General features: G+C 67.3%; 8 protein-coding genes. 6 read left to right on the plus strand and 2 right to left on the minus strand.

Annotated elements, in window-relative coordinates; translation table 11 throughout:
* Positions 1–467: GntR family transcriptional regulator (locus AC5JJ6_RS30990; protein WP_496045740.1), on the plus strand; the 467-nt coding region annotated here is incomplete at its 5' end.
* 40 nt (positions 468–507) lie between these two features.
* Here the strand turns inward: AC5JJ6_RS30990 and AC5JJ6_RS30995 are convergent.
* Together AC5JJ6_RS30995 and atzF are read right to left on the minus strand one after the other, a co-directional pair.
* Complete coding sequence (locus AC5JJ6_RS30995) at positions 508–762, minus strand: DUF3126 family protein (protein ID WP_044431741.1); 255 nt, start codon at positions 760–762, stop codon at positions 508–510.
* Positions 763–893: 131 nt separating this feature from the next.
* Complete coding sequence (gene atzF, locus AC5JJ6_RS31000) at positions 894–2,705, minus strand: allophanate hydrolase (RefSeq protein WP_496045741.1); 1,812 nt, start codon at positions 2,703–2,705, stop codon at positions 894–896.
* Between the two features lie 275 nt (positions 2,706–2,980).
* On the opposite strand from atzF, the gene AC5JJ6_RS31005 reads away from it, so the two are divergent.
* The 5 genes from AC5JJ6_RS31005 to AC5JJ6_RS31025 all read left to right on the plus strand — a co-directional run.
* Positions 2,981–4,123, plus strand: a complete 1,143-nt coding sequence (locus AC5JJ6_RS31005) for a BMP family ABC transporter substrate-binding protein (RefSeq protein ID WP_496045742.1) — start codon at positions 2,981–2,983, stop codon at positions 4,121–4,123.
* An 11-nt stretch (positions 4,124–4,134) separates the two neighbouring features.
* Positions 4,135–5,238, plus strand: a complete 1,104-nt coding sequence (locus tag AC5JJ6_RS31010) for an ABC transporter permease (RefSeq protein ID WP_496045743.1) — start codon at positions 4,135–4,137, stop codon at positions 5,236–5,238.
* Between the two features lie 3 nt (positions 5,239–5,241).
* Positions 5,242–6,162 carry an ABC transporter permease gene (locus AC5JJ6_RS31015; protein ID WP_496045744.1) on the plus strand — a complete coding sequence of 307 codons (921 nt, stop codon included), beginning with the start codon at positions 5,242–5,244 and terminating at the stop codon, positions 6,160–6,162.
* A complete protein-coding gene (biuH, locus tag AC5JJ6_RS31020) occupies positions 6,159–6,836 on the plus strand; it encodes a biuret amidohydrolase (RefSeq protein ID WP_496045745.1) in 678 nt (225 codons plus the stop codon). The genes AC5JJ6_RS31015 and biuH overlap by 4 nt, the downstream gene beginning before the upstream one ends.
* The coding region (locus tag AC5JJ6_RS31025) for an ABC transporter ATP-binding protein (protein WP_496045746.1) at positions 6,833–8,305 on the plus strand (1,473 nt) is incomplete at its 3' end. The genes biuH and AC5JJ6_RS31025, both read left to right, overlap by 4 nt.

The following is an 8,305-nucleotide window of genomic DNA, read 5'->3' on the forward strand; positions in this document are numbered from 1 at the left end:
CGACAGGACTGTCGGAGCTGTTCGAAGCGCTGGCCGAACTGGAAGCCGCGTGCGGCAGGCTGGCGGCGGAGAAGATGACGGGAACCGAGCGCCGGACGCTGGAAGCGGTCCATCACGATGTCGGCGACCTCGTCCGGCGCGGCGACCCGGACGAATACCATCTGGCCAATATCCGCTTCCATGACCTGATCTATCAGGGGAGCCACAACAGCTTTCTGGCGGAAACGACGGTGGCGTTGCGGAAGCGGCTGTCGCCGTTCTCCCGCGCCCAGTTCCGCAATCTGGGGCGCATGGCGAAATCCTTCGCCGAGCACGACCAGATCGTCACCGCGATCGTGCGGGGCGACGGCGACGGTGCTTTCAAGGCAATGCGCGCCCATTTGGCGACCGTCGAGCATGCCTTCGGCGACTATCTGGCGGAGGAAGGCCGCGAGGCCAAGGCGCTGGCCGGGGGCGGGCGCCGCTGACCGGCGGCGCCCGCGCAGCACGGCTTCGATTACGCGCGGATCAGCGCGTCGGCTTACCCTTGGTCCCGGCCGGCACGGCGCTGGCGGGGGGCAGATCCTCGGACAGGATGGTGATGTGGAGGTCGTAGGATACCTCCCCTTCATCCTCGTCACGGTGGACGACTCCGATGAACTCGTCGCCGATCAGCATTTCGATCGGCGCGCCGCGCTTGGGCGGAGGCACGATGGTGATCCGGTCGTTTCCGAAAGTCCGGCGGAGATAATCCTGAACCCTGGCGATTTCGTTGGGGGTCATCACAGTCTCGACATACAGTTGCGGCGGCTCGTACCCGACAATGATGCAGCACTTCGGCAAGACGGCATCGGGCTGGTCCTCCGTGTTGCTGCACCGGAGGCCGTTGCGCAAGTCCGTAATGCCCTCGACCGCTACTTTGTCGTAGCTTGCAGCCGGTCCGCCGCATAGGCACGCCATCCGCCATAATGCGAAATATCCTCGGCCCCGGCCGTCCCCAGGCTCTCGCACAGGAAGCCCTTCACGGCTCCCATCCGCTGGATCTGGACGGTGCCGATGCCGAGCGGCGACTGGATCCGGGCCATGAACTCGCCGAAGCGCGCCACCGGGATTTCCCAGACCTCCGCCTCGATCGCATGACCATCCCCGTCGGCCACCCGCAGCAGGCCCGGCCTGGGCGGGTTGAAGCCCGGAAGGGCGTACAGGCGATACGCCGGCTCGGTCCGGACAGCCGCCAGCTTGCGGGCGCCAAGCTCCAGCAGTTCGCCGTTGAGCGGCATCCCTTCCATATGGCCGCCGACCACGGCGACGCTGATGCCGGAGGACCGAACGGGCGGCGTCTTCGGCGGCGGGCATTCCGCCCCGGTCGCCCCCAGCGTCAATCCGGTCGCCGCCTGCCAGCGGGCGCCAAGATCAGCCAGGGCGCGGTCGTGGCAGGCCGGTGCTATGAACGTGACGCCCAGCGGCAGGCCCAGGGGGCCGAAGCCGTTGGGAACGGCGATGGCCGACAGGTCGAGCAGGTTGGTGAAGTTGGTGTAGGCGCCGAGATTGGAGTTGAGCGCCACCGGATCGGCTTCGAGCTGATCGACGGTGTAGATCGTCCCCGCCGTCGGCACCAGCAGGATATCCATGGTCTTCCACACGGCGGACGCGGCACGGCGCAACTCCTCCAGCCGGTACATCGCGCGGAAGGTATCGACGGCGCTGTAGCGGTCGGCGTTGGAGGTGATCGCATAGGTGACTGGATGGATGCTGTCGGGATGGGAACGCAGGAACGGCTCGATCGCCGCCATCCGCTCCGCCACCCAGGGGCCGCTGTAGAGCAGTTCCGCCGTTTCGCGGAAAGGTGCGAAATCGATGGCGACGGGCTGTCCGCCCAAGGCGGTTAGCCGCTCGACGGCAGTGGCGAACAGCGCCTCGGACGCCTCGTCGCCGAAGAAATGAAGGTCGGCGGCCTGCGGCACCCCGAAGCGGAAGGACGCCGGCAGCGGCTCGTCCCGAAGCCGGCGGGAATAGGGGTCCTGCGGGTCGAAGGCGCAGGCGACGTCGAAGACGGCGGCGGCATCGTCGCTGGTCAATGCGAAGATCGAGACGCAGTCGAGCGAGCGGCAGGCCGGGACGACGCCATCGGTGCTCAGTGCGCCCCTGGTCGGCTTGAGGCCGACGATGTTGTTGAAGGCCGCCGGCACCCGGCCCGATCCCGCCGTATCGGTGCCGAGCGAGAAGCTGACCAGCCCGGACGACACCGCGACCGCCGAGCCGGAACTCGATCCGCCCGGAACGTAGCGCGCGTCGAACGGATTGCGCGGCACGCCATAGGGGGAACGAACGCCGACGAGGCCGGTGGCGAACTGATCCAGGTTGGTCTTGCCGATCAGAACCGCGCCGGCATCCCGCAGGCGCTGGACCACGGTCGCCGTCCGCTCGGGGGTATAGGCGAAATCGGGGCAGGCGGCGGTCGTCGGGATGCCGGCCACGTCGATGTTGTCCTTGACTGCGAAGGGAACGCCGAACAGCGGCAGCGCCGCCGCCTCTTCCCGTGGCATGGCGTCGAGACGCGCCGCCTGGCCCATCACTTCCTCGGCACAGCACCGGGCGATCCAGACGTGATCGTCGCCGGCCGCCTCGATCCGGGCCAGGACCGCTTCCACGACGGCGGTGACGCTCAGCGCGCCGCTGCCATATCCTTCGGCCAACGTCGTAAGGTCCAGACTCGTATCGATCATCGCTCAGGCGCTCCCAGAAAATCCTGTATGCGATCATGCATACACCAAGCCAATATTTTTATCGTTGAAAATCAATATGTTATTGAGTTTCGAAACAGGCATTCACCCTTGTTGCTTAAATTTTAATCTCTCGTGCGGGACTTCGCACAAGGCCTGGGCACAGCGCGACCGAGCCAATACCGCGAATCCCGCCGCAATGCGGCAAAGAGCTGATGGTATGCCTTTTGCAATACTCCTCGCATCAACGAATAATCTGATCAGGATGGAGGGTGCTGATGAAGCGACATCATGGCATTTCACGCCGCACTGCCTTGGGCCTGCTGGCCGGCACCGCCGCCGGTACCGCCCTGCCCGGCGCCCTCTCCGGCCGATCGCCGTTCTCTCCCGCACTGGCCGCCAAGAACCTGACCGTCGGTTTCATCTATGTCGGGCCGCGCGACGACTTCGGGTACAACCAGGCCCATGCCGAAGCGGCGGCAGTCCTGCGCAAGATGAGCGGCGTCAAGGTGGTCGAGGAAGAGAAGGTCGCGGAGACCTCCGACGTCCAGAAGACCATGGAAAGCATGATCAGCCTGGACGACGCGACGCTGGTCTTCCCGACGTCGTTCGGCTACTTCGACCCGCACATGCTGAAGGTGGCGCAGAAGTACCCGGATATCGAGTTCCGCCACTGCGGCGGCATGTTCAAGGCCGGCGTCCATCCCGCCAATACCGGCAGCTATTTCGGCTATATCGACGAGGGCCAATACCTCAACGGCATCGCCGCCGGCCATGCCACCAAGTCGAAGAAGCTGGGCTTCGTCGCGGCCAAGCCGATCCCGCAGGTGCTGCGCAACATCAACGCCTTCACGCTGGGCGCCCGGTCCGTCGATCCGACGATCACTACCCAGGTGATCTTCACCGGCGACTGGTCGATGCCGGTCAAGGAGGCGGAGGCGACCAACGGGCTGGTCAATGCCGGCGTCGACGTCATCACCTGCCATGTGGACAGCCCCAAGGTGGTCGTGGAGACCGCAGAGCGGCGCGGCATCTACACCTGCGGCTACCATGCCAATCAGGCGCCGCTGGCCCCCAAGGGCTATCTGACCGGCGCCGAGTGGAACTGGATCACCGTCTACAAGGACTTCGTCGAGAAGACCAAGGCAGGCGAGAAGCCGGGGCAGTTCGTCCGGGGCGGGCTGAAGGACGGCTTCATCAAGACCTCCGCCTACGGTCCCGCCGTCAGCCCCGAGTCGAAGGCGGCGTCCGAAGCGGTCAAGGCCAAGATGATGGCGGGCGACTTCCCGATCTTCGCCGGCCCGATCAGAAGCAATACCGGCAAGGAGGTCATCGCCGCCGGGCAATCCTATGGCCAGACCGATATGTGGCTGGAAGGGATGGACTGGCTGACCGAAGGCGTCATCGGCTCGACCTCCTGAGGGCCGGGACGATGGTCGACCAGATCGCCCGACTGCCCCGGACGGCGGCATCGCCGTTCCCCGGCTTCTCGCTCGACTCGGTGCGCCGGGGCGCCGAGGCCATCCTTATCCCGGTCGGAGCGCTGCTGGCGACGGCCGTCGTCTTCGGCCTCTTCGTGGCGGCCGCCGGAGCCGACCCGCTGGAAACCTACTCGCTGATGTACCGGGGCGCCTTCGGCACCTGGTTCTCATGGCAGAACACCTTGCAGCGGACGGCCCCGCTGCTGCTGACCGCGCTGTGCGTGGCTCTGCCGGCCAAGCTGGGCCTCGTCATCATCGGCGGGGAAGGCGCGCTGGTGATCGGCGGTCTCGTATCGGCCGCCGTCGGCGCCGCCTTGATCGGGGCGCCGCCGTGGCTGCTGCTGGGCCTGATGGCGCTGGCCGGCATGGCGGCCGGCGGAGCGTGGATCGCCCTTGCCGGAGCGCTGCGGCAGTTCAGGGGCGTCAACGAGACGATCTCCAGCCTGCTGCTGGCCTATATCGCGATCGCCCTGATGAACCACATGGTCGAAGGACCGTTGCGCGATCCAGCCAGCCTCAACAAGCCCTCCACCCCGCCGCTGGGCGAGGCCAACATGATCGGCTCCATTCCTGGCCTGGACGTCCATTGGGGGCTGGTGTTCGGACTGATCGCCTGCCTTGCCGCCTATGTGCTGATGCAGAGGACGACGTTCGGCTTCGGCGCGCGGATGGTCGGCGGCAATGTCCGGGCGGCGCGGATGGCCGGCCTGTCCGTCACGACGCTCAGCATGATCACCTGCTTCCTGGCGGGAGCGGCGGCTGGGCTGGCAGGGATGGTCGAGGTGGCGGCGGTCCATGGCAGCGCCAATGCCTCGCTGGTCGCCGGCTACGGCTACACCGGCATCCTGATCGCCTTCATCGCCCGGCAGAACCCGCTGGCGGTCATCCCCGTGGCCCTGATGTTCGGCGGGATCGCCGCCAGCGGCGGGCTGCTTCAGCGCCGGCTCGACCTGCCGGACGCCACCATCCTGGTGCTCCAGGGCATCGCCTTCGTCATGATCCTGGCCAGCGACACGCTGTATGGCCGGTTCCGCATCTTTCAACCGAGGGGCTAAGCCATGGAAGATCTCGGCTGGTGGGGCGTGGCGCTGGCGGTGGTGGCCGGCGCCATCCGGGTCAGCACCCCCTTCCTGTTCGTCAGCCTGGGCGAGCTGCTGACGGAGAAGAGCGGGCGCATCAACCTGGGGCTCGAAGGCACGCTGGTGATGGGCGCCATGAGCGGCTACGCGATCTCGTACCTGAGCGGTTCACCCTGGCTGGGCGTGCTGGTCGCCGGTGTGGCGGGAGCGCTGTTCGGCATGCTTCACGCAGCGATTTGCAGCCTGCCGCGAGTCAACGACATCGCGGTCGGCATCGCGCTGATGCTGCTGGGGACGGGGCTGGCCTTCTTCCTGGGCAAGGCCTTCATCCAGCCGCAGGCGCCGATCCTGCCGGCCATCGACTTCGGCTGGTGGAGCGACGTGCCGCAGGTGCGGGCAGCCCTTCAGATCAACGTGCTGTTCGTCATCGGATTGCTGCTGGCGCCTTTCCTGCTCTGGGTGCTGACCAACACGCGCTGGGGGCTGATCGTCCGGACGGTGGGCGACAGCGCCGACGCCGCCCGCGCCATGGGCTATTCGGTCGATCTGGTCCGGCTGGCGGCAACCATGGCCGGCGGTTTCCTGGCCGGGATCGGCGGCTCGTTCCTGTCGCTCTACTATCCGGGAAGCTGGAACGAGGGCCTGTCGAGCGGACAGGGGCTGATGGCGGTGGCGCTGGTGATCTTCGCGCGCTGGCATCCGATCCGGTGCCTGGGCGCCGCCTTGCTGTTCGGCGGCGCCGGCGCTCTCGGCCCGGCGCTCCAGTCCGTCGGCGTCAGTCAGGGATACTACCTGTTCAACGCCGCTCCCTATGTGCTGACGCTGGTCATCATGATCGCGACCTGCTCGCCGACCCGTACCCTGGCCGGCGCTCCGGGCGAACTGAGTATCACGAAATGACGCATATCGACTCCGATCCCTATCCCTGGCCCTACGACGGCGACCTGCGGCCCGCCAATACCGCCCTGATCGTGATCGACATGCAGACCGACTTCTGCGGCAAGGGCGGCTATGTCGACGCCATGGGCTACGACCTGTCGCTGACGCGTGCCCCGATCGAGCCGATAGCCCGGCTGATGGCGGCGATGCGACGCGGCGGCTTCACGATCTTCCACACGCGGGAGGGCCACCGGCCCGACCTTGCCGACCTGCCGGCCAACAAGCGCTGGCGGTCGCAAAGGATCGGCGCCGGCATCGGCGATCCGGGACCGTGCGGGCGCATCCTGGTCCGGGGCGAACCCGGCTGGGAGATCATCCCGGAGCTGGCTCCTCTCCCCGGCGAGCCGGTGATCGACAAGCCGGGCAAGGGCAGCTTCTGCGCCACCGACCTGGACCTGATGCTGCGCCAGTGCTGTATCCGCAACATCGTGCTGACCGGCATCACGACCGATGTCTGCGTCCACACCACGATGCGGGAGGCCAACGACCGGGGTTATGAGTGCCTGCTGGTGGAGGACTGCTGCGGCGCCACCGACCGGGGCAACCACGAGGCCGCCGTCAAGATGGTCAAGATGCAGGGCGGAGTCTTCGGCGCCGTCGCCCGCTCCGCCGATTTGCTGAGGGCGCTGGCATGAACGCCCCCTTTCTGCGCACCCACGAGAACGGCGCGCTCGGCCTGGAAGCCGTCGGCATGACCAAGCGTTTCGGCGGCCTGACCGCCCTGGACGACGTGACGATGCGGGTTTCCGCCGGCAGCTTCCACGCCCTGCTGGGGGAGAACGGCGCCGGCAAGAGCACGCTGGTCAAGTGCATCATGGGCTACTACCGAGCCGACCAGGGGCAGGTCGCCGTCGGAGAACTGGAGCGCGAGATCGCCAACCCGCGCGACGCCCATGCGCTGGGCGTCGGCATGGTCTACCAGCACTTCACTCTGGTCCCCGGCATGACCGTGGCGGAAAACCTGGTGCTGTCGCGGGCGCATGTCCCGGCGGTGGTAAAGTGGAAGGACGAGATCCTGGCGCTCGACGCCTTCATGGCCGGAATGCCGTTCCGGGTGCCGCTCGACGTGCCGGTCTCGGCCCTGGCAGCCGGCGAGAAGCAGAAGCTGGAGATCCTGAAGCAGCTCTACCTGAAGAACCGCTTCCTGATCCTGGACGAGCCGACCTCCGTCCTGACGCCCGGAGAGGCCGACGAGGTGCTGGGCCTGCTCCGCCGCATGACGCGGGAGGGCAAGCTGACGGTCCTGACCATCACCCACAAGTTCCGCGAGGTGATGGCCTATGCCGACGAGGTGACGGTGCTGCGGCGGGGCAAGTTCGCCGGCACCGGTAAGGTCGCGGACCTGTCACGCTCCGACATGGCGGAGATGATGATCGGCGCGCGGGAAATCCCGCACGGAGCGGCGCGCCTGGATAACGCCATCGGGGAGCCCCGGCTTCAGATCACCGGACTGAAGGCGCTGAACGACGGCGGGCTGCCGGCCTTGGAGGATCTGGACCTGACCGTCTGGGCGGGCGAGGTCGTCGGCATCGCCGGGGTTTCCGGCAACGGCCAGCGCGAGCTGGTCGAGGTCCTGGCCGGCCAGCGTCATGCTGCGGCAGGCGAGGTCCGGATCGGCGGCGAGCTTTACGGCGCCACCCGCGCGGAGATCAAGCGCCACCGGCTCTGCCTGTTGCCGGAAGAGCCGCTGCGCAACGCCTGCGTCGCCCGGATGAGCGTCGCGGAGAACATGTCGTTCCGCAGCTTCGACGATCCGCCCTTCGCGCGCGGCGGCTGGTGGCTGAACGGAAGCGCCATGCGGGGGGCGGCCCGCGACCTGATCTCGCTCTACAAGGTGAAGACCCCCGGCCCGGACGCCCCGATCGGGACGCTGTCGGGCGGCAACGTCCAGCGCGCCGTGCTGGCGCGGGAACTGGCCCATGACGTCCGGGTGCTGATCGTCGCCAACCCGTGCTTCGGCCTGGACTTCGCGGCGGTGTCCGAGATCCGGTCGCAGATCATGCAGGCGCGCAACCGGGGTGCGGCGGTGCTGCTGGTCAGCGAGGACCTTGACGAGCTGTTCGAACTGGCCGACCGCATCCTGGTGATGTTCGACGGGCATCTG

This window comes from Skermanella sp., assembly GCF_059503625.1.

What these genes read in the sequence shown, in the direction of transcription:
- AC5JJ6_RS31005 (WP_496045742.1), top strand. Translation starts at nt 2,981, where the DNA reads ATGAAGCGACATCATGGCATTTCACGCCGCACTGCCTTGGGCCTGCTG.
- AC5JJ6_RS31010 (WP_496045743.1), top strand. Translation starts at nt 4,135, where the DNA reads ATGGTCGACCAGATCGCCCGACTGCCCCGGACGGCGGCATCGCCGTTC.
- atzF (WP_496045741.1), bottom strand. Translation starts at nt 2,705, where the DNA reads ATGATCGATACGAGTCTGGACCTTACGACGTTGGCCGAAGGATATGGC.
- AC5JJ6_RS30995 (WP_044431741.1), bottom strand. Translation starts at nt 762, where the DNA reads ATGACCCCCAACGAAATCGCCAGGGTTCAGGATTATCTCCGCCGGACT.
- biuH (WP_496045745.1), top strand. Translation starts at nt 6,159, where the DNA reads ATGACGCATATCGACTCCGATCCCTATCCCTGGCCCTACGACGGCGAC.
- AC5JJ6_RS31015 (WP_496045744.1), top strand. Translation starts at nt 5,242, where the DNA reads ATGGAAGATCTCGGCTGGTGGGGCGTGGCGCTGGCGGTGGTGGCCGGC.